The 20,634-nt window shown below is 67.3% G+C and carries 20 protein-coding genes and 1 pseudogene; 20 read left to right on the forward strand and 1 reads right to left on the reverse strand.

Annotated elements, in window-relative coordinates; translation table 11 throughout:
• From ACHAA4_RS00005 to ACHAA4_RS00090, 18 genes are all read left to right on the forward strand, one after another.
• On the forward strand, window positions 1–759 hold a 759-nt coding region (locus ACHAA4_RS00005; RefSeq protein WP_435772162.1), incomplete at its 5' end, for a diaminopimelate decarboxylase family protein.
• A 56-nt stretch (window positions 760–815) separates the two neighbouring features.
• The gene (locus ACHAA4_RS00010) at window positions 816–2,165 is read left to right on the forward strand and encodes a homoserine dehydrogenase (protein WP_435772163.1); all 1,350 of its coding nucleotides are present in this window, start codon (window positions 816–818) and stop codon (window positions 2,163–2,165) included.
• A 73-nt stretch (window positions 2,166–2,238) separates the two neighbouring features.
• Window positions 2,239–3,348 (forward strand): threonine synthase, encoded by a 1,110-nt coding sequence (thrC, locus tag ACHAA4_RS00015; RefSeq protein WP_435772164.1) that lies wholly within the window; start codon window positions 2,239–2,241, stop codon window positions 3,346–3,348.
• A gap of 23 nt (window positions 3,349–3,371) precedes the next feature.
• The gene (thrB, locus tag ACHAA4_RS00020; protein ID WP_435772165.1) at window positions 3,372–4,475 is read left to right on the forward strand and encodes a homoserine kinase; all 1,104 of its coding nucleotides are present in this window, start codon (window positions 3,372–3,374) and stop codon (window positions 4,473–4,475) included.
• Window positions 4,476–4,785: 310 nt separating this feature from the next.
• Entirely contained in the window at window positions 4,786–7,137 is a 2,352-nt protein-coding gene (gene rho, locus ACHAA4_RS00025; protein ID WP_435772166.1) for a transcription termination factor Rho, read from the forward strand.
• A gap of 143 nt (window positions 7,138–7,280) precedes the next feature.
• A complete protein-coding gene (gene prfA, locus ACHAA4_RS00030; protein ID WP_435772954.1) occupies window positions 7,281–8,363 on the forward strand; it encodes a peptide chain release factor 1 in 1,083 nt (360 codons plus the stop codon).
• Between the two features lie 4 nt (window positions 8,364–8,367).
• Entirely contained in the window at window positions 8,368–9,273 is a 906-nt protein-coding gene (gene prmC, locus ACHAA4_RS00035) for a peptide chain release factor N(5)-glutamine methyltransferase (RefSeq protein ID WP_435772167.1), read from the forward strand.
• Window positions 9,261–9,968, forward strand: coding sequence for an L-threonylcarbamoyladenylate synthase (locus ACHAA4_RS00040; RefSeq protein ID WP_435772168.1), 708 nt, complete (start codon window positions 9,261–9,263; stop codon window positions 9,966–9,968). Before prmC ends, ACHAA4_RS00040 begins: the two co-directional genes overlap by 13 nt.
• A complete protein-coding gene (locus ACHAA4_RS00045) occupies window positions 9,965–11,113 on the forward strand; it encodes an MraY family glycosyltransferase (protein WP_435772169.1) in 1,149 nt (382 codons plus the stop codon). Before ACHAA4_RS00040 ends, ACHAA4_RS00045 begins: the two co-directional genes overlap by 4 nt.
• A gap of 286 nt (window positions 11,114–11,399) precedes the next feature.
• Entirely contained in the window at window positions 11,400–12,191 is a 792-nt protein-coding gene (gene atpB, locus ACHAA4_RS00050) for a F0F1 ATP synthase subunit A (RefSeq protein ID WP_435772170.1), read from the forward strand.
• Window positions 12,192–12,326: 135 nt separating this feature from the next.
• Window positions 12,327–12,530 carry an ATP synthase F0 subunit C gene (locus ACHAA4_RS00055; RefSeq protein WP_036476452.1) on the forward strand — a complete coding sequence of 68 codons (204 nt, stop codon included), beginning with the start codon at window positions 12,327–12,329 and terminating at the stop codon, window positions 12,528–12,530.
• An 81-nt stretch (window positions 12,531–12,611) separates the two neighbouring features.
• Window positions 12,612–13,181, forward strand: coding sequence for a F0F1 ATP synthase subunit B (locus tag ACHAA4_RS00060; RefSeq protein WP_435772171.1), 570 nt, complete (start codon window positions 12,612–12,614; stop codon window positions 13,179–13,181).
• Window positions 13,181–13,990, forward strand: coding sequence for a F0F1 ATP synthase subunit delta (locus ACHAA4_RS00065; protein ID WP_435772172.1), 810 nt, complete (start codon window positions 13,181–13,183; stop codon window positions 13,988–13,990). Before ACHAA4_RS00060 ends, ACHAA4_RS00065 begins: the two co-directional genes overlap by 1 nt.
• A gap of 89 nt (window positions 13,991–14,079) precedes the next feature.
• Window positions 14,080–15,708: a F0F1 ATP synthase subunit alpha gene (atpA, locus tag ACHAA4_RS00070; protein ID WP_435772173.1), complete on the forward strand. Its 1,629-nt coding sequence runs from the start codon at window positions 14,080–14,082 to the stop codon at window positions 15,706–15,708.
• Between the two features lie 57 nt (window positions 15,709–15,765).
• Complete coding sequence (locus tag ACHAA4_RS00075) at window positions 15,766–16,659, forward strand: F0F1 ATP synthase subunit gamma (RefSeq protein ID WP_435772174.1); 894 nt, start codon at window positions 15,766–15,768, stop codon at window positions 16,657–16,659.
• Window positions 16,660–16,728: 69 nt separating this feature from the next.
• The gene (gene atpD / locus ACHAA4_RS00080) at window positions 16,729–18,189 is read left to right on the forward strand and encodes a F0F1 ATP synthase subunit beta (protein ID WP_435772175.1); all 1,461 of its coding nucleotides are present in this window, start codon (window positions 16,729–16,731) and stop codon (window positions 18,187–18,189) included.
• Between the two features lie 2 nt (window positions 18,190–18,191).
• Window positions 18,192–18,455: a F0F1 ATP synthase subunit epsilon gene (locus tag ACHAA4_RS00085; protein WP_435772176.1), complete on the forward strand. Its 264-nt coding sequence runs from the start codon at window positions 18,192–18,194 to the stop codon at window positions 18,453–18,455.
• 182 nt (window positions 18,456–18,637) lie between these two features.
• Window positions 18,638–19,219, forward strand: coding sequence for a dihydrofolate reductase family protein (locus ACHAA4_RS00090; RefSeq protein ID WP_435772177.1), 582 nt, complete (start codon window positions 18,638–18,640; stop codon window positions 19,217–19,219).
• Here the strand turns inward: ACHAA4_RS00090 and nucS are convergent.
• Complete coding sequence (nucS, locus tag ACHAA4_RS00095; protein WP_435772178.1) at window positions 19,216–19,908, reverse strand: endonuclease NucS; 693 nt, start codon at window positions 19,906–19,908, stop codon at window positions 19,216–19,218. The genes ACHAA4_RS00090 and nucS overlap by 4 nt on opposite strands.
• Before the next feature lie 80 nt (window positions 19,909–19,988).
• Between nucS and ACHAA4_RS00100 the strand changes: the two genes are divergently transcribed.
• Together ACHAA4_RS00100 and ACHAA4_RS00105 are read left to right on the forward strand one after the other, a co-directional pair.
• On the forward strand, window positions 19,989–20,300 hold the full coding sequence (locus ACHAA4_RS00100) for an Rv1322 family protein (protein ID WP_435772179.1): 312 nt from the start codon (window positions 19,989–19,991) through the stop codon (window positions 20,298–20,300).
• Between the two features lie 49 nt (window positions 20,301–20,349).
• A pseudogene (locus ACHAA4_RS00105) lies at window positions 20,350–20,604 on the forward strand (alpha/beta hydrolase); the annotation flags it as partial.
• Window positions 20,605–20,634 lie beyond the last annotated feature (30 nt).

Below are 20,634 nucleotides of genomic sequence, written 5' to 3' on the forward strand. Positions count from 1 at the left end.
CTCGAGCTGCCCGGGGTTGAACTGCGCGGACTCCACGCCCACATCGGCTCGCAGATCTTCGAGCCTGCCGGCTTCGAGCTGGCGGCGCAGAAGCTCATCACCTTCCTGGCGCGCCTCCGTGCTGACCACGGCGTGGAGCTTCCCGAGCTCGATCTCGGCGGTGGCCACGGGATCGCCTACACCGAGGCAGACACCCCGCGCCACCCCGAAGACATCGCCGCGGCACTGGCCGCCACGGTGAAGCAGGCCTGCGCGGAGCACGAGCTGCGCGTGCCGCGGATCTCCATCGAGCCCGGCCGGGCCATCGTCGGACCCGCTGGGGTCACGCTCTATCGGGTCGGCGTGCAGAAGGACGTCCAGGTCGACGCCCCCGACGGCAGCACCACCTCGCGGCGCTATGTGGCCGTCGACGGCGGCATGAGCGACAACGCCCGCGGTGTGCTCTACGACGCCGACTATTCGGCGGTGCTCGCCTCGCGCCGGGTGACCGGTGAACACGCCCTGTCTCGCATCGTGGGCAAACACTGCGAGTCCGGCGACATCGTCGTGCGAAACGTATACTTGCCGACGGCGACGGCCCGGGATGATCTCCTTGCCGTTCCCGCCACCGGCGCGTATTGCCACTCGCTCTCGAGCAACTACAACTACCTGACTCGACCCGCAGTGGTCGCCGTCGCAGACGGCGCCTCCCAGGTGCTCATCCGCCGAGAGACCGAGCAGGACATGCTCGGGCGCGACACCGGCTTTGCCGCACGCTGACACACAGCACGCGCGCAGCACCGGGAACCGAACAGGCACAAGGGATTGAGGTCATCATGTCCGCAGCAAGGACCACCGCAGGGCCGCTGAAGATCGGTCTGCTGGGAGCAGGCAACGTCGGCTCCCAGGTTGCACGCACCCTGGTCGAGGAGCGCGAGCTGATCTCCTCGCGCGTCGGCGCCCCGATCAAGCTGGTCGGCGTCGCCGTCCGCGACGTCGAGGCCCCGCGCGACTGGAAGATCCCCGGCGAGCTGCTCACCACCGACGCCGAGGCGCTGGTGGACGAGGCCGACCTGATCATCGAGCTCATGGGCGGGCTTGAGCCTGCCGGCACCCTGGTGGAGCGCGCCCTGCGCGCCGGCACCGCCGTGGTGACCGGGAACAAGGCGCTGCTCGCGATCCAGGGCGGCAAGCTCAGCCAGGCCGCCGCCGAGTCCGGCGCGCTGCTGCGCTTCGAGGCCGCGGTCGGAGGCGCGATCCCGATCCTGCGCCCGATCCAGGAGTCCCTCTCCGGGGACCGCATCACCAAGGTGATGGGCATCGTCAACGGCACCACCAACTACATCCTGGACCAGATGGACTCCACCGGAGCCGCGTTCTACGACGCCCTGGCCGAGGCCCAGCGGCTGGGATACGCCGAGTCGGACCCGACCGCCGATGTCGAAGGCCACGACGCCGCCGCGAAGGCCGCGATCCTCGGCGCACTGGCCTTCCACTCGCCCTTCGACATCCATGACGTCTACTGCGAGGGCATCACCTCCGTCACCTCCGCCGACATCGAGGCCGCCGCGGCCTCCGGCTACGTGATCAAGCTGCTGGCGATCGTCGAGAAGAACGACGACGGCGCCATCCTGCGCGTGCACCCCACCCTGCTGCCCCGCACCCACCCGCTGGCAAGCGTCCGCGGAGCCTTCAACGCCGTCTTCGTGGTCGCCGAGAACGCCGGAGAGCTGATGTTCTACGGCCAGGGCGCCGGCGGGCTGCCCACCTCTTCGGCCATCATGGGTGATGTGGTCTCGGTGGCGCGACGGCTGCACGGCGGCTCGGACCACCCCGGGACCACCGACACCAACGGAGACTCCCAGACGGTGCGCGCGCTGCCGGTGGATGACGCCCGCACGCAGTACTACATTGATATGGAGGTCGCCGACCGCGAGGGTGTCATCGCCGAGGTGGCCCGGGTGCTGGCAGATCATCACGTCTCCATCGAATCCATGCGGCAGCCCGGCAGCGTCTCGACCGACGGCGAGGTGGACACAGAGTCGGCACGTGAGCGCGGCGCCGTCGTGCAGGTCGTCACCCACCTGGCCAAGGAGAAGGACCTCTCCGACACCGTGGCCACGCTGCGGGCCCTCGACGTGGTCAAGTCCGTGAACTCGGTGCTGCGCGTCGAAGTCGAGCAGTAGCCCGAACAGCAGTCCTGGGCCCAGTCCCACCCGAGCAGTTCCCACCAGCACGACGATGAAGGAGCACCCACTCGTGGCGCACCAATGGCGCGGAGTCATCCGTGAATACGCAGACCGACTCCCCGTGGAGGAGACCACCGAGGTCATCACCCTGGGAGAGGGCGGCACCCCGCTGGTCTACGCCCCGGCGCTCTCCGAGCTGGTCTCCGGCACGGTCTACCTCAAGGTGGAGGGGATGAACCCCACCGGCTCCTTCAAGGACCGCGGCATGACCATGGCGATCACGGCGGCAGTGGCCGAAGGTGCGAAGGCCGTGGTCTGCGCCTCCACCGGCAACACCTCCGCCTCGGCCGCCGCCTATGCCACCCAGGCCGGACTGACCTGCGCGGTGCTGGTCCCGGCGGGCAAGATCGCGATGGGCAAGCTCTCCCAGGCTGTCGCGCACGGCGCAGAGCTGATCCAGGTGGACGGGAACTTCGACGGCTGCCTCGACATGGCCCGGAAGCTCTCCGAGAACTACCCGGTGTTCCTGGTCAACTCGGTGAACCCGGCCCGCATCGAAGGCCAGAAGACCGGAGCCTTCGAGGTCGTGGACGCCCTCGGCGACGCGCCTGACTATCATCTGCTCCCGGTCGGCAACGCCGGCAACATCACCGCGTATTGGAAGGGCTACAAGGAATACTCCGAGCCCTGGACCAACCCCTACGCGGGTGGGAACGGCGAGGAGCTCGCCGCGGTGGCCAGCCACACCCCGATCATGTGGGGGTTCCAGGCCGCGGGCGCAGCACCCATCGTCATGGGTCACCCGGTGACCGAGCCGGAGACCGTCGCGACGGCCATCCGGATCGGCAACCCCGCCTCATGGGAGAAGGCCGAAGCCGCCCGGGATGAGTCGGCGGGAGTCATCGAGGCGGTGACCGACGAGGAGATCCTCGACGCGCACCGCTGGCTCTCCTCCCGAGAGGGTGTCTTCGTGGAGCCCGCTTCGGCCGCCGGCGTCGCCGGACTGATCAAGAAGCACTCGGCGGGCGAGGTTCCGGCGGACAAGACCATCGTGATCACCGTGACCGGGCACGGCCTCAAGGACCCCGACTGGGCCCTGAAGAATGCCGACGGCTCGGACGTCACCCCGACCATGGTCCCGCAGGACGTCGAGACCGTGGCCCGGCAGCTGGGGCTCTGATCCTTGTGAGCGGTCAGCCCAGCATGCACAAGCTCGGTCAGGGACTTGCCCCGGACCAGGCACTGGCCCCTTCGGCCGCAACACCGCCGAGCGCAACGGGACGCGGAGACCTCGCGCTGCGCGAACCGCTGTCGGCCCCGGTGGCCTTCCACCTCCGAGTCCCGGCCACCTCGGCGAATCTGGGTCCCGGCTACGACACCATGGGCCTGGCGCTGAGCCTCTTCGATGAGATCACCGTCCACGCCGCCCCGCGGCGAGGCCCCACCGCGCAGGTCGAGATCACCGTGGAGGGCGAGGGTTCAGCCACGTTGCCCCGTGATGCCTCCCACCTGGTGGTCACCCTGGTCGAGAAGATCCTCAACGCGAAGGGCTTCAGCCTCCCGGACCTCGAGGTCCGCGCGGTCAACAACATTCCGCACAGCCGCGGACTCGGGTCCTCCGCCGCGGCCGTGGCCTCCGCGGTGATGACCGCCCACGCGCTGCTGCCCGAGGGGCTCACCACGGACGAGCAGCTGCAGATCGGGTCCCGGATCGAGGGGCACCCGGACAACTACGTGCCCGCGCTGCGCGGGGGAGTGGCGATCTCCTGGCAGGAGACCGGCCCCGCGGCCTCTGCCGACGAGGGTGCCGACGGCTCTGCCCATGACTCGCTGGCCGGAGCGTTCAGGACCGCACCGCTGATCCCGCACCCGCACCTGCGCACGGTGGTGGCAGTGCCGAACTTCGAGCAGTCCACCCAGGTGGCGCGTGACCTGCTGCCCGCCCAGGTGGACCACGCCGTCGCCGCGCGGAACTCCGCGCGTGCCGCGCTGCTGGTCCACGCCCTGACCAGCGCGCCTGAGCTGCTGCTCGATGCCACCGAGGACGCTCTGCACCAAGAGCAGCGCCGACCCGCATTTCCCGGATCGATGGCCCTGGTGGATGGCCTGCGCGAGGCCGGTTTCGCCGCCGTGATCTCCGGCGCGGGCCCCTCGGTGCTCGTGCTGACCGACTCTGAGGCCCAGGCCAGCGCTGCGGCGCGGCAGATCTCGGCGCTCGGCGGACCCGACGCGCAGGGCCACGTGTTCGCCCCCGCGATCCTGCCGATCGCAGGCACTGGTGTTACAGTGGAGTCACATCAGCGTTGATGGCGTGCCCCGCACGCTCACTCCCCAAGGCCACTGAGCTGGCCCTGAAGAGATCACCGTAATGTTCTTTCGCGCAAGTTGCGCTTATTTCCTGAGCGCGCTGGACGCTGCAGACTCCTCGAACGAGTGATTCAGCAGGATCCCGCGATGATCCCACTCCCCGCCGGGGACGCGGACCGTGCACGAAGACTCTCCAACGTTTCATGCGCGAAAGAAACTGAAATTAGCCAACGGACTTCTGACGCTCCGTTGAAGACATCGCAGGACGGCGCATCCGCCGGGCCTGCCTGACGAGGGGGAAGGAACCTTCGTGACAGAAACCACCGCTGAGACCACTGCGACTCAGAGCGCCGAGAAGGCCGAGTCCGCTGCACCCGAGGCCAAGAGCTCCGGGCTTGCCGGTCTGAAGCTCGCGCAGCTGCAGGCGCTTGCCTCCCAGCTGGGCATCACCGGAAGCTCCAGGATGCGTAAATCTGCCCTGGTGGAGGCCATCTCCTCGCACCAGCGCGGCGGCGCCGTCGCCGACAAGCAGCAGGACCAGTCCTCCAGCGCAGGCGAGAACGATGCCGCCAAGAGCGGCAACGACAACCAGGCAGACGGGGCGCAGGAGCCCGCTGCCAAGCGCCCGAACCGCCGCCGGTCCAAGGCCGAGCCCAAGGCGACCGAGGCACCCACAGAGCAGAACGGCGCCAGCCCCGAGACTGCCGAGAACGCCCCGAGCAGCGATGTCGCGCGTGGCGAGAACGGTCGCGAAGACGCTCGCGACAACGGCCGCAACGATCAGCAGGCCAACGACAGCAGCAACGGCAACGACGACGGCGGCGATTCTCAGCCCCGCGGACGCAACCGCAACCGTCGCAGCCGCAACCGTGACGACAACGCCGCCGCGCAGCAGAACACCGCTCCGGCCGAGGGTCAGCAGTCGAACGCCCAGCAGTCGAACTCACAGCAGTCCAACACCGCGCAGTCCGACTCGCAGCAGTCGAACTCCCAGTCGGGCTCCAACGAGCAGTCTCAGGACCAGGCTCAGGACAACGGCCAGCGCAACGACGGCGAAGGCCGCAACCGGCGCAGCCGCGACAACAACAGCCGCGACAACAACAGCCGCGACAACAACAGCCGCGACAACAACGGACGCGACAACAACGGACGCGACAACAACGGACGCGACGGTGGTCGTGGAAACCGCGACAACAACCGCAACGAGCGCAGCGACAACAACCGCGGCGGAAACGACGGCAGCCGCAATGACGGCAACCGGAACGATCGCAACGACGGCGGCCGGGACAACAGCCGCAACGACGGCAACCGCAACGACGGCGGTCGGGACAACAACCGCAACGACGGCAACCGCAACGAGGGTGGTCGTGACGAGGAACGCCGCAACCGGCGCAGCCGCAATCGCAATGACCGCAACGATCGCAACGATCGCAATGACCGCAATGACCGGGGCGATCGCAACAACCGCCGCCGCGGCCGCGATCCTGAGGTCGATGACACCGAGGTCACCGAGGACGATGTCCTGGTCCCGGTGGCAGGCATTCTGGACGTGCTCGACAACTACGCCTTCGTGCGCACCTCGGGCTACCTCTCCGGACCCAACGACGTCTACGTGTCCCTCGCCCAGGTCAAGCGGCACAACCTGCGCAAGGGCGACGCCGTCCACGGACACATCCGGGCCCCCCGCGAGGGCGAGAACCCGCAGAAGCGCGCGAAGTTCAACGCGCTGGTGAAGCTCGATGCCGTCAACGGCCGCCCTCCCGAGGCGAACGCCGAGCGGGTGGAGTTCAGCAAGCTGGTTCCGCTGTACCCGCAGGACCGGCTCCGCCTCGAGGGTGACCCGAAGGACATCGCCCCCCGTGTGATCGACCTGATCGCGCCGATCGGCAAGGGCCAGCGCGGCCTGATCGTCTCCCCGCCCAAGGCGGGCAAGACGATCATCCTGCAGGCCCTGGCGAAGTCGATCAAGGCCAACAACCCTGAGGTCCACCTCATGATGGTCCTGGTCGACGAGCGGCCCGAGGAAGTCACCGACATGCAGCGCACGGTCGACGGCGAAGTCATCGCGTCGACCTTCGACCGCCCGGCAGATGACCACACCACCGTCGCCGAGCTCGCCATCGAACGTGCCAAGCGTCTGGTCGAGCTGGGCAAGGACGTCGTCGTGCTGCTGGACTCCATGACCCGACTGGGTCGTGCCTACAACACCGCGGCCCCCGCCTCCGGCCGGATCCTCTCCGGCGGTGTGGACGCCAATGCCCTCTACCCGCCGAAGCGGTTCTTCGGCGCGGCGCGCAACATCGAGAACGGTGGTTCGCTGACCATCCTCGCCACCGCGCTCGTGGAGACCGGGTCCAAGATGGACGAGGTCATCTTCGAGGAGTTCAAGGGCACCGGCAACATGGAGCTGCGCCTGTCCCGCCGACTGGCGGACAAGCGCATCTTCCCGGCCGTCAACGTGAACGAGTCCTCCACCCGTCGCGAGGAGAACCTCCTCTCGGCGGACGAGGTCAAGATCATGTGGAAGCTGCGCCGCGTGCTCTCCGGACTCGAGCAGGAGCAGGGCCTGGAGCTTCTGATCAACAAGCTCAAGGCGACCCAGTCCAACGTCGAGTTCCTGATGCTGGCGTCGAAGACCGCGCTCGGAGACAAAGGCAACTAGCCGCCTCACCAGCTGAAGCCCGGGGAGAGCATCTGCTCACCCCGGGCTTCGCCTGTACCAGCCCGGTCTGCCAGTGCTGCGTTTGCGCGTCAGCCACGGAAACAAGAGAGAATCCAGTCATGAGCGAAGAGATCAACGCCCGGATGTTCGACTCGGTGTCGACGCTGCTCGCGGAGCACGCCGAGCTGCAGGAGCAGCTCGCCGATCCCGCGGTCCACGCCGATCAGTCCCTGGCGCGCCGGCTGGGACGCCGCTACGCCCAGCTCAACGGGGTGGCCGAGGCGCACAAGACCTGGAAGCAGCTCAGCGAGGACCTCGCGACCACCGAGGAGCTCGCTCAGGAGGACTCCGAGTTCGCCGCCGAGATCCCCGCGCTCACCGCGCAGCGCGAGGAGGCCGCCGCGAAGCTGCTGCGGATGCTGATCCCGCGCGATGAGAACGACGTGCGCAACGTCATCATCGAGGTCAAGGGCGGCGCCGGGGGCGATGAGGCGGCGCTCTTCGCCGGCGACCTGCTGCGCATGTACACCCGCTACGCAGAGTCCAAGGGATGGAAGACCGAGATCATCTCCTCGACCCCTTCGGACCTCGGCGGCTACAAAGACGTGCAGATGGCGATCAAGTCCTCCACCAACGACGCGGCCCAGGGGGTCTACGCCTACCTGAAGTTCGAAGGCGGGGTGCACCGGGTCCAGCGGGTGCCTGAGACCGAGTCTCAGGGTCGCATCCACACCTCGGCCGCCGGTGTGCTGGTGCTGCCCGAGGTCGACGAGCCCGAGGAGCTCGAGCTGAGCCAGAACGATCTCAAGATCGACGTCTACCGCTCCTCCGGGCCCGGGGGCCAGAGCGTGAACACCACCGACTCGGCGGTGCGGATCACCCATCTGCCCACCGGGATCGTGGTGGCCATGCAGAACGAGAAGTCCCAGCTGCAGAACAAGGAAGCAGCGATGCGGGTGCTGCGCTCCCGGATCCTGGCCCACCAGCAGGAGCAGATCGACGCCGACAACGCCCAGGTGCGCAAGTCCCAGGTCCGCACGATGGACCGTTCCGAACGCATCCGCACGTACAACTACCCGGAGAACCGGATCGTCGATCACCGCAGCGGGTACAAGGCCTACAACCTGGACACCGTGATCAATGGCGACCTGGAGGCCGTGATCCAGTCCTGCGTCGAGCTCGACGAGCAGGAGCGGCTCGCGGCGCTGAACGACACCCAGGGCTGAGCACATGCCAGCCGATCAGCTCATCCAGGACGCCACGGCCCGGCTCAGTGCCGCAGGGGTCCCCAGCCCCCGGGTCGACGCCGAGATCCTCGCCGCCCATGTCCTCGGCGTCTCGCGCGGACGCCTCGCCGCGATGGCCCTGAGCGGCAGCGCGGTCACCGACGCCGACGCGGAACGGTTCACCGACCTGGTGGCCGAGCGCGCGGATCGAGTTCCGCTGCAGCATCTCACCGGACTGGCGCCCTTTCGGCACCTCGAGCTGCGGGTGGGCCCTGGGGTCTTCATCCCACGCCCGGAGACCGAGCAGGTCGCCCAGGTGGCGCTGGATCGACTGGCCCGGATGGCCGCAGAGCGTCCGGCCTCCTGGCGGCCCCGCGTGATCGACCTCGGAACCGGCTCCGGAGCCCTGGCCGCGGCCATCGCCGCCGAGCACCCGAGCGCCGAGGTCCACGCCGTGGAGCTCTCCGCCCAGGCCGTGGCCTGGGCCCAGCTCAACCTCGCCCCGCTCGGGGTCACCCTGCACCAGCGGGATCTGCGTGAGGTGCCCGAGGGCTGGGAGTCCAGCTTCGACGTCGTCGTCTCCAACCCGCCCTATATCCCCGCCGGCATGGTCCCGCGCGAGGAAGAGGTGCGCGTGCATGATCCGGAGCTTGCGCTCTACGGCGGGGGAGCCGACGGGCTCACCATGCCGCACGCGGTCATCGACACGGCGAAGCGGCTGCTGGTGCCGGGAGGCTGGTTCATCCTCGAACACGCCGAGGTCCAGGCCGCGGCGCTGGCCGCGCACTGCCGCGCCGACCGCTCGCTCTCGCAGATCAGCACGCACCAGGACCTTACCGGACGGGACCGCGCCACCAGTGCCGTCGCTGACGGAGAACCCGCCGCGGGCGTGGAAGAATGGCGCGCGTGAGCCAGATAGTCGACTGCACCGACCCTACCTCCCGCGCCGAGGGCATCTCCCAGGCGCAGGACGCGCTCTCCCGCGGGGAAGCGGTGGTGCTCCCCACCGACACCGTCTACGGGATCGGCGCCGACGCGTTCTCCCCGCAGGCCGTGGCGGTGCTGCTCGCGGCCAAGGGTCGCAGCCGGGCCATGCCTCCGCCGGTGCTGATCGGACGACTCGAGGTCATGGACGCCCTGGCCATCGACGTCTCTGAGGAGGCGCGGGCCCTGGCTCAAGCGTTCTGGCCGGGACCCCTGACGCTGATCCTGGATGCCCAGCCCTCGCTGCGCTGGGACCTGGGGGAGACCCACGGCACCGTGGCGCTGCGCATGCCGGCCGATGAGCTCGCGCTGGATCTGCTCACCGCCACCGGTCCGCTGGCGGTGTCCTCGGCGAACCGCACCGGGATGCCCGCGGCGACCAACGTCACCGAGGCGCAGCAGATGCTCGCCGAGTCCGTCTCGGTCTATCTCGATGACGGGGACCGCAGCTCCAGCACCGCGTCGACCATCATCGACGCCACGGTGACGCCTCCCCGGGTGGTGCGCTCCGGCGCGCTGCCGCTGGCCGAGGTGCAGGCGGTCGTGGCCAGCGTGGAACCCGAGTCTGTAGAACCTCAGTCTGTGGAACCCGAGGCAGAGGCCCCCGACTCCCACTCATGATCTATTTCCTGGCTGTCCTCGCCTTCTCCATGGTGGTGACCTATCTGCTCACGCCGGCGGTGCGTGCCATCGCACTGAAGCTGCGCATCTACACCCCGATCCGGGAACGCGATGTGCACCGCCAGATCAAGCCCCGGTGGGGCGGGGTGGCGATGTTCCTCGGCATGGTCCTGGGCCTGGCCGCCGCCTCCACGATTCCTTATCTGGGCGGGATCTTCGCCGATCTCACCCCGGTGCGCGGGGTGTTCGCCGCGATGGTGGTGATCCTGCTGGTCGGCATGGCCGACGACGCCTGGGACATCCCCTGGATGGTCAAGCTCGGCGGCCAGGTGGGCGCCGCGGTCATCCTGGTGCTGCACGGGATCCAGCTCGAGGTGATGCCGGTGGGCTGGCTCGGGGTCGGTGGGCCGCTGGTGCAGGCGATGCTGACCGTGTTCGTGGTGGTGCTGACCATCAACGCCTTCAACTTCATCGACGGGCTCGACGGCCTTGCCGCCGGCGTCGCTGCCCTCGGCGGTGCCGCGTTCTTCATCTACAGCTACCTGCTGACGCTCTCGATCAACGCCTTCGACGCCTCGAACCTGGTGACGCTGCTGATGGCGGTGCTGGTCGGCTCCTGCCTGGGCTTCCTGCCGCACAACTTCTACCCCTCGAAGATCATCATGGGTGACACCGGAGCCATGCTGCTGGGCCTGGTCATGGCCGCCGGGGCGCTGGCAGTGACCGCCGACGTCGGCCAGCTCGCCGAGGGCTTCAGATTCCGTAACATCCCGGCGTACATGCCGATCCTGCTGCCGCTGGCGGTGACCCTGCTCCCGCTGCTGGACCTCGCGCTGGCGGTGGTCCGGCGCACCGCACGCGGGGCCTCTCCGTTCAGTCCGGACCGCGGCCACCTGCACCACAAGCTGGTCGACGGCGGCTACTCCCACCCGCAGGCGGTGCTGCTGCTCTACCTCTGGTCCGCGCTGTTCGCCTTCGGAGCGGTCTCCTTCAACTTCCTGCCCTGGTGGCTGGTGACTCTGGGCATGGCGCTGACCCTGGGTGCCGCGCTGGTGCTCACGCTGGGGCCCTGGCTGCGCCGTCGCGCGCTGCGGGTGAACCGGGCCGCGGCCCAGCGTGCGCTGCGTCACCGGCTCGAGCGCTGACGCGGCGGCCGCGCCCGGCAGATGGCCCGAGACTGTCCGTGCGCCATACCCCCCGGCAGAGTCGGAGGTCGTTGTTCTGGTAGGCTTTCGGTGATTCCCCACACGTGATCTGTGTTTTCCAACACCTGCGTGGGGGAGTTGCCCGTGGACCGTCATTCGGAAGTCTCCAAATGGACTGGCGGTCCATATTCAAGGCGAGACGGAGTTGATCCGGCTTCCGATGCCCGGGGTTTGAACCCACTGACGGACACCGCAGAGAGGACCAGCGTTGCATTCGCTTGCGCCCATGGCCACCAATGAAGGTGGATTCCAGCCGCCCACGATTTCTGAGACGCATCTTCCGGAGATCTTTCCCTGGATGGCGGAGTGGGGGACTGGCTTCGGCAAGAACATGCTGATGGTCATCCTCTCGGTCATCGTCATCTCATGGTTCTTCATGTGGGCGATCCGGAAGCAGTCCCTCGTCCCGTCCCGCACCCAGTTCGCGGCCGAAGCCGGCTACGGTTTCGTCCGGCACACCCTGGGACGCGACATCCTCGGGGAGAAGCACTTCCGGAAGTGGATCCCGCTGCTGTTCGCGGTGTTCTTCTTCGTGCTGGTCAACAACATCTTCGGCGCGATTCCGGGACTGCAGCTCCCGACGTTCTCCCACGCGGGTCCCGCCTATGCGCTGGCCGCCATCATCTGGATCACCTGGATCGTGCTGGGCTTCAGGACCCACGGACCGAAGTTCATGAAGCTCATGACGGTCCCCTCGGGAGTGCCCAAGTGGCTGCTGCCGCTGCTGGTGGTCCTGGAGTTCCTCTCCAACTTCATCATCCGCCCGCTGACGCACTCGCTGCGACTCATGGCCGTGATGCTCGCCGGGCACATCATCGTGATGCTCGCGGGCTCTGGCGTCGAGTTCCTCGTCGCGCAGCAGGGCGGCCTCGACGGCTACGGGCTGGGCGCTCTGATCCTGGTCGGGTCCATCCCGCTGTACTTCCTGGAGCTGATCATGATGGTCCTGCAGGCCTTCGTCTTCGCGCTGCTGACAGCGATCTACATCCAGGGCTCCATCGAGGCTGACGCCCACTGATTTTCCTCTATGCGGTTCGGATGACCTGAGACGGACACCGAGCGGCAGCGGCGGACCGGCAGACGCCGGGAGGCCTGACATCGAACCGTCCGCGTGGCACGCACGCCGGACTCGTACAGAAAGTGAGCAACACATATGGACGGCACTCTGAACATGGTCGGTATGGGTCTCGCAGGCTTCGGCGCTGCACTGGCCATCGGCATGATCTTCTCGGCCTACCTCAACGGTGTGGCCCGCCAGCCTGAGGCACAGCGCGTGCTTCAGCCCATCGCCATCCTCGGCTTCGCGCTGGCAGAGGCGGTCTTCATCCTCGCCATCGTCTTCGCCTTCGTGCTCTGACGCTGGTCCGATTCTTCTGGGACGGGCACGGGCACTCCGGGTCCTCTGAGATCGTCAGACTACTGAAAAAAGGGTGAACACATGATCAGTGCATCTCTGATCCAGGCAGCAGAAGGCGACGCCAACCCATTGCTTCCCAACTTCTGGGAATTCCTGGTCGTGGCTCTCGGCTTCGTCGTGCTGCTCTTCGTGGTCAAGAAATGGATCGCGCCGGCCTTCGAGAAGGCCTACCAGGCCCGTGTCGAGGCCATCGAAGGCGGCCTCAACGAGGCGGAGAAGGCCAAGGCCGAAGCCGCAGCGATGAAGGCCGAGTACGAGCAGAACCTCGGGGACGCTCGTGCCGAGGCGAGCCGGATGCGCGAGGAAGCTCGCGCCGAAGGTGCGCAGATCGTCGCCGAGCACAAGGAGAAGGCCGCCGCCGAGGCAGCCCGCATCACCGAGCAGGCCCAGCAGCAGATCGCCGCAGAGCGGGCATCGGCTGCATACTCGCTCCAGGCTGAGGTCGGCACGCTGGCCACGCAGCTTGCGAGCCGGATCGTCGGCGAGGCGCTCGAGGACGACAACCGCTCCCAGCGAGTGGTCGATCGCTTCCTCGCGGACCTCGACGCTGATCAGGCAGCCCAGGCTGGCCAGACAGGAGCAGCACAGTAATGGCAGCGGTGACCACCGAATCCCTCGCATCCGTGCAGAAGGAGCTCGCGCCGACGTTGGCCCAGGCCGACCTCGAAGTCGCTCGCGAACTCTTCGCTGTGCTGGATGTGCTCGATTCCTCGGCAGGACTGCGACGCAGCCTCACCGACCCCTCCCGCCAGGCGGGCGACCGGGTCGCGATGGTGCGCAGCCTCTTCGGCGCGAAGGTCAAGGGCACGACGACGGAAGTCCTCGATGCCCTGGTCTCCCGACGCTGGAGCAAGGAGCGCGACCTCGGCGACGCCGTCGAGATCCTCGCCGTCGCCGTGGTGGTCGTACAGGCCGAGCGCGAAGGCCTGGCCGGACTCGAGAAGCTGGAGTCGGCGTTGCTGGACTTCCGGCGGACCGTCGCCTCCTCGCACCAGGTGCAGCGCGCGCTGACCGACGCCCAGGCGACGCCTGAGGCGAAGCAGAAGCTCGGTGCGCAGCTCTCACCTTCGGCCGGCGACGAGGCGCGGCTGCTCATCGATCGCGCTGTGACCTCGCCGCGAGGGCTTCGGCCCGCGCAGCTGGTCGAGCGCTTCACCGAGCAGATCGCGGCACGCCAGCAGCGCTGGATCGCACTGGTCACCGTGGCCAAGGAGCTGGACCCCGGCTCTATGCAGCGGCTCGGGGCAAGCCTGGACCGTTACTTCGGTCGGGAGCTGAAACTCGACGTCGTGGTCGACCCTGCTGTGGTCGGCGGCATCCGCGTCCAGGTCGGTGATGAGGTGGTCGACAGCACCATGGCCACCAAGCTCAATGATCTGAACCGGAGACTGGCCAGCTAGTCTTCTTCAGACTGGCTCAACACATACGTGAATCTTTGAACCACCCGGCCGCACACTGCGGCCATGACTGAGGAGAGCAGGGACTGCAGATGGCCGACTTGACCATCAACGCCGACGACGTCCGCAACGCCTTGAACGATTTCGCCGCATCCTACGATCCCGGCAGCGCAGAGCGCGTCGAGGTCGGACGCGTGATCTCCGCGGCTGACGGCATCGCTCGTGTCGAGGGACTTCCCTCGACCATGGCAAACGAACTTCTTCGCTTCGAAGACGGCACCCTGGGCCTGGCCCAGAACCTGGACACCCGAGAGATCGGCGTCGTGATCCTCGGCGAGTTCTCCAGCATCCAGGAAGGCCAGGAGGTCACCCGCACCGGCGAGGTCCTCTCGGTCCCCGTCGGAGACGAATTCCTGGGTCGCGTGGTCGACCCGCTGGGCACGCCCATCGATGACAAGGGGGCGATCACCCCGGAGGGTCGCCGTCCGATGGAGCTTCAGGCGCCCTCGGTGGTGCAGCGCAAATCCGTGCACGAGCCGCTCCAGACCGGCATCAAGGCCATCGACGCCATGATCCCGATCGGACGCGGCCAGCGTCAGCTGATCATCGGTGACCGCCAGACCGGCAAGACCGCCATCGCGATCGATGCCATCCTGAACCAGAAGGCGAACTGGGAATCCGGCGACGTCACCAAGCAGGTCCGCTGCGTCTACGTCGCTGTGGGCCAGAAGGCCTCCACGATCGCGGCCGTCCGGCAGACCCTGGAAGAGCGCGGCGCGCTGGAGTACACCACCATCGTGGCGTCACCGGCATCGGACCCGGCAGGCTATAAGTACCTCGCCCCGTTCGCCGGCTCGGCCATCGGCCAGCACTGGATGTACGGCGGCAAGCACGTGCTGATCGTGTTCGATGACCTCTCCAAGCAGGCTGAGGCCTACCGCGCGGTGTCGCTGCTGCTGCGTCGCCCACCGGGCCGCGAAGCCTACCCCGGCGACGTGTTCTACCTCCACTCCCGTCTGCTCGAGCGTTGTGCCAAGCTCTCCGACGAGCTCGGCGCCGGTTCGATGACCGGACTGCCGCTCGTGGAGACCAAGGCCAACGACGTCTCGGCGTACATCCCGACCAACGTCATCTCGATCACCGACGGTCAGATCTTCCTGCAGTCGGATCTCTTCAACGCCAACCAGCGTCCCGCAGTCGACGTGGGCATCTCGGTGTCCCGCGTCGGTGGTGCGGCCCAGCTGAAGGCCATGAAGAAGGTCTCCGGAACGCTGAAGCTCGACCTTGCGCAGTACCGGGACATGCAGGCCTTCGCGATGTTCGCCTCTGACCTGGACCCCGCAACCCGCCAGCAGCTGGTGCGCGGCGAGCGGCAGACCGAGCTGCTCAAGCAGGCCCAGTACACCCCGTACCCGATCGAGGACCAGGTCGCATCGATCTGGACCGGCTCCCAGGGCCACCTGGACGATGTCGAGACCGCTGACATCAAGCGCTTCGAGACGGACTGGCTGGACTACCTGCGTCGCAAGACCAACGTGCTGACCAACATCGCCTCCTCCGGCAAGCTCGAGGACGACACCGTCAGCGCGCTCAAGAAAGCCATGGTCGCGTTCAAGAAGGAATTCCACGCCGAGGGTGCCGAGTCCATCGTGGGCAACGAGCAGACCGACGCGATGTCCGCCGACGAGATCAGCCAGGAAGAGATTCCCGCACGCAGCTGAGGGCCACCCCTCAGCTGAGCAGAATCACTTGCTGGACGACATCAGGGAAGGACAAGCATGGGAGCCCAGATTCGGGTCTACCGCCAGAAGATCGCATCGACGTCGTCGATGAAGAAGATCTTCAAGGCGATGGAGCTGATCGCGACGTCTCGCATCGGCAAAGCACGCAGCCGTGCGCGGGCAGCCTCGCCATACGCAGATGCCATCACACGAGCGGTCTCCGCCGTGGCCTCGCAGAACGACATCGATCATGTGCTGACCACAAAGGTGGAGAATCCCACCCGTGCGGCAGTGCTGATCCTCACCAGCGACCGCGGACTCGCCGGCGCCTACTCCACGAACGTGCTCAAGCGGGGCGAAGCCCTGACCAAGCGCCTTCGGGAGGACGGCAAAGAGATCCGCCCCTACCTCTATGGACGCAAGGCGCAGGCGTTCTACGACTTCCGTGAGCGGGAGTACGACCAGGTATGGACGGGCAACACCGACGCCCCCGAGGTGGAGCGCGCTCAGGAGATCGGCCGCACGCTGGTCGATCGCTTCCTGCAGCCCACGGAGGAGGGCGGCGTGGACGAGCTCTATCTCGTCTACACCGAGTTCCAGTCCATGGTGAAGCAGGAGCCGGTGGTGCGACGCCTGTTGCCGCTGGCCTTCGTGGAGCAGGATGCGGATGCCAAGCACGAGCCCACCCCGCTGTATGACTTTGAGCCTGCCGCCGAAGAGGTCCTCGATGCGCTGCTTCCGCGGTACATCGAGTCCAAGATCTTCGCGGCGATGCTCGAGGCCTCGGCGTCGGAGCTCGCAGCTCGCCAGCGGGCGATGAAGTCTGCTGCCGACAACGCGGACGACCTCATCAAGAAGTACACCCTGTTGCGCAACAACGCTCGCCAGGCCGAGATCACCCAGGAGCTCAGCGAGCTCATCGCGGGTGCCGACGCTCTGGCCGCGAGCTAGCCCACGGGTACTCCCGCAGGCCAACAACAGACGTTTTGACATCATCCAAGATCAAGTGAAGTGAGAGAGATGACTGCCACTACTGCAGAGCAGAGCTCCGGAGGAGCCGGTCAGCCGGGTGCGACTGGTCGCATCGCCCGGGTGATCGGTCCGGTCGTGGACATCGAGTTCCCGGCCGACTCCATCCCATCCATGTACAACGCGCTCAACTCCGAGGTCACCCTCGGGGGCGAGACCCGCAGGATCACGTTCGAGGTGGCCGCCCACCTTGGCGACAACCTCATCCGTGCGATCTCGCTGCAGGCCACCGACGGCCTGGTGCGCGGCACTCCCGTGCACGACACCGGATCCGCGATCTCGGTGCCCGTGGGTGAGTCCGTGAAGGGACACATCTTCAACGTCCTGGGCGAGACCCTCGACATGCCGATCTCGGAGCTCGAGGTGCAGGATCGCTGGCCGATCCACCGCCCGGCGCCGAACTTCGCCGCGCTGGAGGGCTCCACCGAGATGCTGGAGACCGGCATCAAGGTGATCGACCTGCTGACCCCCTACATCCAGGGCGGCAAGATCGGCCTGTTCGGCGGCGCCGGCGTGGGCAAGACGGTGCTGATCCAGGAGATGATCACCCGTGTGGCCCGCAACTTCGGCGGCACCTCGGTGTTCGCCGGTGTCGGTGAGCGCACCCGTGAGGGCAACGACCTCTGGGTCGAGATGGAAGAGGCCAACGTCCTCAAGGACACCGCGTTGGTGTTCGGCCAGATGGATGAGCCGCCAGGCACGCGTCTTCGCGTGGCACTGAGCGCGCTGACCATGGCGGAGTACTTCCGCGATGTGCAGAACCAGGATGTGCTGCTCTTCATCGACAACATCTTCCGCTTCTCCCAGGCCGGTTCAGAGGTCTCCACGCTGCTGGGCCGCATGCCCTCGGCAGTGGGCTACCAGCCGAACCTCGCGGACGAGATGGGTGTGCTCCAGGAGCGCATCACCTCGACCCGCGGCCACTCGATCACCTCGATGCAGGCCGTCTACGTCCCCGCCGATGACTACACGGACCCGGCGCCGGCGAACGTGTTCGCCCACCTGGATGCGACCACGGAGCTCTCCCGTGCGATCGCCTCGCGTGGTCTGTACCCGGCTGTGGATCCGCTGAGCTCGACCTCGCGCATCCTTGACCCCCAGTACGTGGGCCAGGAGCACTACGACACCGCGACGCGAGTCAAGCAGATCCTGCAGAAGAACAAGGAACTCCAGGACATCATCGCGATCCTGGGCATCGATGAGCTCGGCGAAGAAGACAAGATCGTCGTCTCCCGCGCCCGTCGCATCGAGCAGTTCCTGTCACAGAACACCTACACCGCCAAGCAGTTCACCGGCGTCGACGGTTCCACTGTGGCGATCAAGGACACCATCGAGGGCTTCAACGCCATCGCCAACGGCGATCTCGACCACATCCCGGAGCAGGCGTTCTACAACGTCGGCGGCCTCGACGACGTCGAGCGTCTCTACTCCGAGATCAAGAAGAGGTCCTGATCATGGCCGAACTCGACGTTCAGGTGGTCGCCAGCGACCACGCCGTCTGGTCCGGTGCCGCGAAGTCGGTGCGCGGGCGCACCGTGGAAGGTGACATCGGTATCCTGCCCGGTCACACTCCGGTGCTCTCGCTGCTGGCCGAAGGCGAGCTGGTCATCAATCCCGTCGAGGGCGCCCCTGTGAAGGCCAAGGTCAGCGGTGGGTTCTTCTCCGTGGACTCCGATCAGGTGACCATCGTCGCGGACAAGGCGGAGCTGGAGAACTAAGCTCCTCCCTCCACTGATCGACTGCATCATCAGGCGGGCCCCCGGACTCCTCACGGAGACCGGGGGCCCGCCTGTGTGTGCTCGGCTGTCTGTGCGCCCGCACAGGGTGTGGGAGTCCACGGGTGCGGTAGATTGGCCCGACCCGTACCCGCTCATACCGTCGCAGGCCCAGGGGAGCGTCCATGCGTGAACTCGTCTACTACATCGCCACCAGCATCGATGGCTTCATCGCCGATCCTGCGGGGGACTTCTCCAGCTTTCCACTCGATCCAGAGACCCTGGCGGTGCTCTTCGACCGGTACCCCGAGACCTGTCCGATTCACGCCCGGGAGGCTCTGGGAGTGACGGGCGCACCGCGTCGCTTCGACACCGTGCTGATGGGGCGGCGCACGCACCAGCCCGCGGTGGACGCCGGACTGGTGGGCGGGGCTTATCCGCACCTTCGGCAGATAGTGGCAGCGCACTGGGCGCTGCCCGAGGCGCCGGGTCTCGAAGTGATCAACGGCGATCTCACGAGCAAGGTGCGCGCGCTCAAGGCTGAAGCCGGCCGAGACATCTGGCTGTGCGGCGGCGCTGAGCTTGCTGGCCAGCTCATCGGAGAGATCGATGAGATACAGCTGAAGATCAATCCGCTGGTGCTGGGTGCCGGAATTCCGCTGTTCCGGTCAGAGCCGCTTCGGCGCACCTTCAACCCCGGTGGTCTTGAATGGTTGCCGGGAGGAGTGAGTCTGGCGACCTTTCGGGCGGCGGTGTCTTCCGGCTAGAACAGCCGAGAGTCGGCGTCGTCGACACCGCGCATCGCGTCGTAGTCCAGCACCAGACAGCGGATCCCGCGGTCCTCGGCCAGCGTGCGTGCCTGAGGCTTGATCTGCTGGGCGGCGAAGACCCCCTGCACGGGGGCCAGCAACGGGTCGCGGTTGAGCAACTCGAGGTAGCGGGTGAGCTGCTCCACGCCGTCGATGTCGCCGCGACGCTTGAGCTCCACGGCCACACTTCCCTGGGGGCCGCGGGCGAGGATGTCCACCGGACCGATCGGGGTAGGGTGCTCCCGGCGGATCAGCCGGTGCCCGACGCCGAGCAGCTCGATCTGCTCCGCAAGCAGCCGCTGCAGATCGGACTCCACGCCGTCCTTGACGAGACCAGGGTCCACACCGAGGTCATGGGAGACGTCCTCGTGGACCTCACTGATCAGGATGCGCAGGGTGTCGTCGCTCTTCGTGGCCGAGACCGTCCAGACCTCGGTGATCCCGGCCTCGCGCTGCTGCGCGTCGGGCGCGGTGACCCGCATCGTCGCAGGCGGGGACATCCAGTTGAGCGGCTTATAGGAGCCGCCGTCGGAGTGGATGAGCACGCCGCCGTCGGCCTTCACCATGAGCAGGCGCGTCGCCTGGGCCAGGTGGGCGTTGAGCCGGCCGGAGTAGGACACTGAACAGGTCGCAATTACCAATCGCACGGTGCCTGATCCTACCCGCTCTCCGGGTGCTCGCCGCACCGGCGGCGACGCCCGAAACTTAGACCTGGAACAATGGGTCCATGGCCAAGTCAGCGAAGGGACCCGGAAGGCGCGCGTCGAAATGGCAGCGCGGTCACCGGCCGCTGTCCACCGGCGTCTTGGGCCAGGGCGCGTTCTCCACCGGGACGGTGCGTCGCCGCGACGGCGAATACCACGTCCGGCACATCTCCGCCTCAGCGGCGCAGAAGATCTACACCTGCCCGGGATGCCACCTCCCGGTGCCTGCGGGGACCGCGCACGTGGTCGCATGGCGGGCAGACTCGATCTTCGGCGACGAGCACGCGGCCGCCGAACGCCGGCACTGGCACACGCACTGCTGGCGGATAGGCTGAAGGCACGCCTGCTGAGAAACCTGAGTACACCGACGTCCGCGATTCTGAGCTGGGGCCCAAATCGGTGCTCCCTGCCCGTCGCGAGGACATCACCCCGGAGACCGAGGACGGACTGACCCTGGTCGGGGAGCTGGCGCTGCCGCTGCACGCGCGCCCCGAGGCCACGCCGGTGACCTTCCACCCGCTGCCCACCCACGGCGGGTTCATGGACTCCCATACCTACAAGAGGGCCTCCTACCGGCTTCCGGCGCTGGCAGACATCGCGGTGCTGCGCTTCAACACCCGGGGCACCAGCTCCCCGAGGATGGCCGATCTGCCCACCACCTGGACCGGA

The organism is Nesterenkonia maliinae, from assembly GCF_051262655.1.
Lineage (GTDB): Bacteria > Actinomycetota > Actinomycetes > Actinomycetales > Micrococcaceae > Nesterenkonia.

Bases quoted from the DNA above. Each gene is read 5' to 3' on its own strand.
- ACHAA4_RS00075 (WP_435772174.1), top strand. From the start codon at position 15,766: ATGGGAGCCCAGATTCGGGTCTACCGCCAGAAGATCGCATCGACGTCG.
- ACHAA4_RS00100 (WP_435772179.1), top strand. From the start codon at position 19,989: ATGGCCAAGTCAGCGAAGGGACCCGGAAGGCGCGCGTCGAAATGGCAG.
- thrB (WP_435772165.1), top strand. From the start codon at position 3,372: ATGCACAAGCTCGGTCAGGGACTTGCCCCGGACCAGGCACTGGCCCCT.
- prfA (WP_435772954.1), top strand. From the start codon at position 7,281: ATGTTCGACTCGGTGTCGACGCTGCTCGCGGAGCACGCCGAGCTGCAG.
- prmC (WP_435772167.1), top strand. From the start codon at position 8,368: ATGCCAGCCGATCAGCTCATCCAGGACGCCACGGCCCGGCTCAGTGCC.
- ACHAA4_RS00065 (WP_435772172.1), top strand. From the start codon at position 13,181: ATGGCAGCGGTGACCACCGAATCCCTCGCATCCGTGCAGAAGGAGCTC.
- ACHAA4_RS00060 (WP_435772171.1), top strand. From the start codon at position 12,612: ATGATCAGTGCATCTCTGATCCAGGCAGCAGAAGGCGACGCCAACCCA.
- ACHAA4_RS00010 (WP_435772163.1), top strand. From the start codon at position 816: ATGTCCGCAGCAAGGACCACCGCAGGGCCGCTGAAGATCGGTCTGCTG.
- ACHAA4_RS00040 (WP_435772168.1), top strand. From the start codon at position 9,261: ATGGCGCGCGTGAGCCAGATAGTCGACTGCACCGACCCTACCTCCCGC.
- atpD (WP_435772175.1), top strand. From the start codon at position 16,729: ATGACTGCCACTACTGCAGAGCAGAGCTCCGGAGGAGCCGGTCAGCCG.
- ACHAA4_RS00090 (WP_435772177.1), top strand. From the start codon at position 18,638: ATGCGTGAACTCGTCTACTACATCGCCACCAGCATCGATGGCTTCATC.
- ACHAA4_RS00085 (WP_435772176.1), top strand. From the start codon at position 18,192: ATGGCCGAACTCGACGTTCAGGTGGTCGCCAGCGACCACGCCGTCTGG.
- atpB (WP_435772170.1), top strand. From the start codon at position 11,400: ATGGCCACCAATGAAGGTGGATTCCAGCCGCCCACGATTTCTGAGACG.
- atpA (WP_435772173.1), top strand. From the start codon at position 14,080: ATGGCCGACTTGACCATCAACGCCGACGACGTCCGCAACGCCTTGAAC.
- ACHAA4_RS00055 (WP_036476452.1), top strand. From the start codon at position 12,327: ATGGACGGCACTCTGAACATGGTCGGTATGGGTCTCGCAGGCTTCGGC.
- ACHAA4_RS00045 (WP_435772169.1), top strand. From the start codon at position 9,965: ATGATCTATTTCCTGGCTGTCCTCGCCTTCTCCATGGTGGTGACCTAT.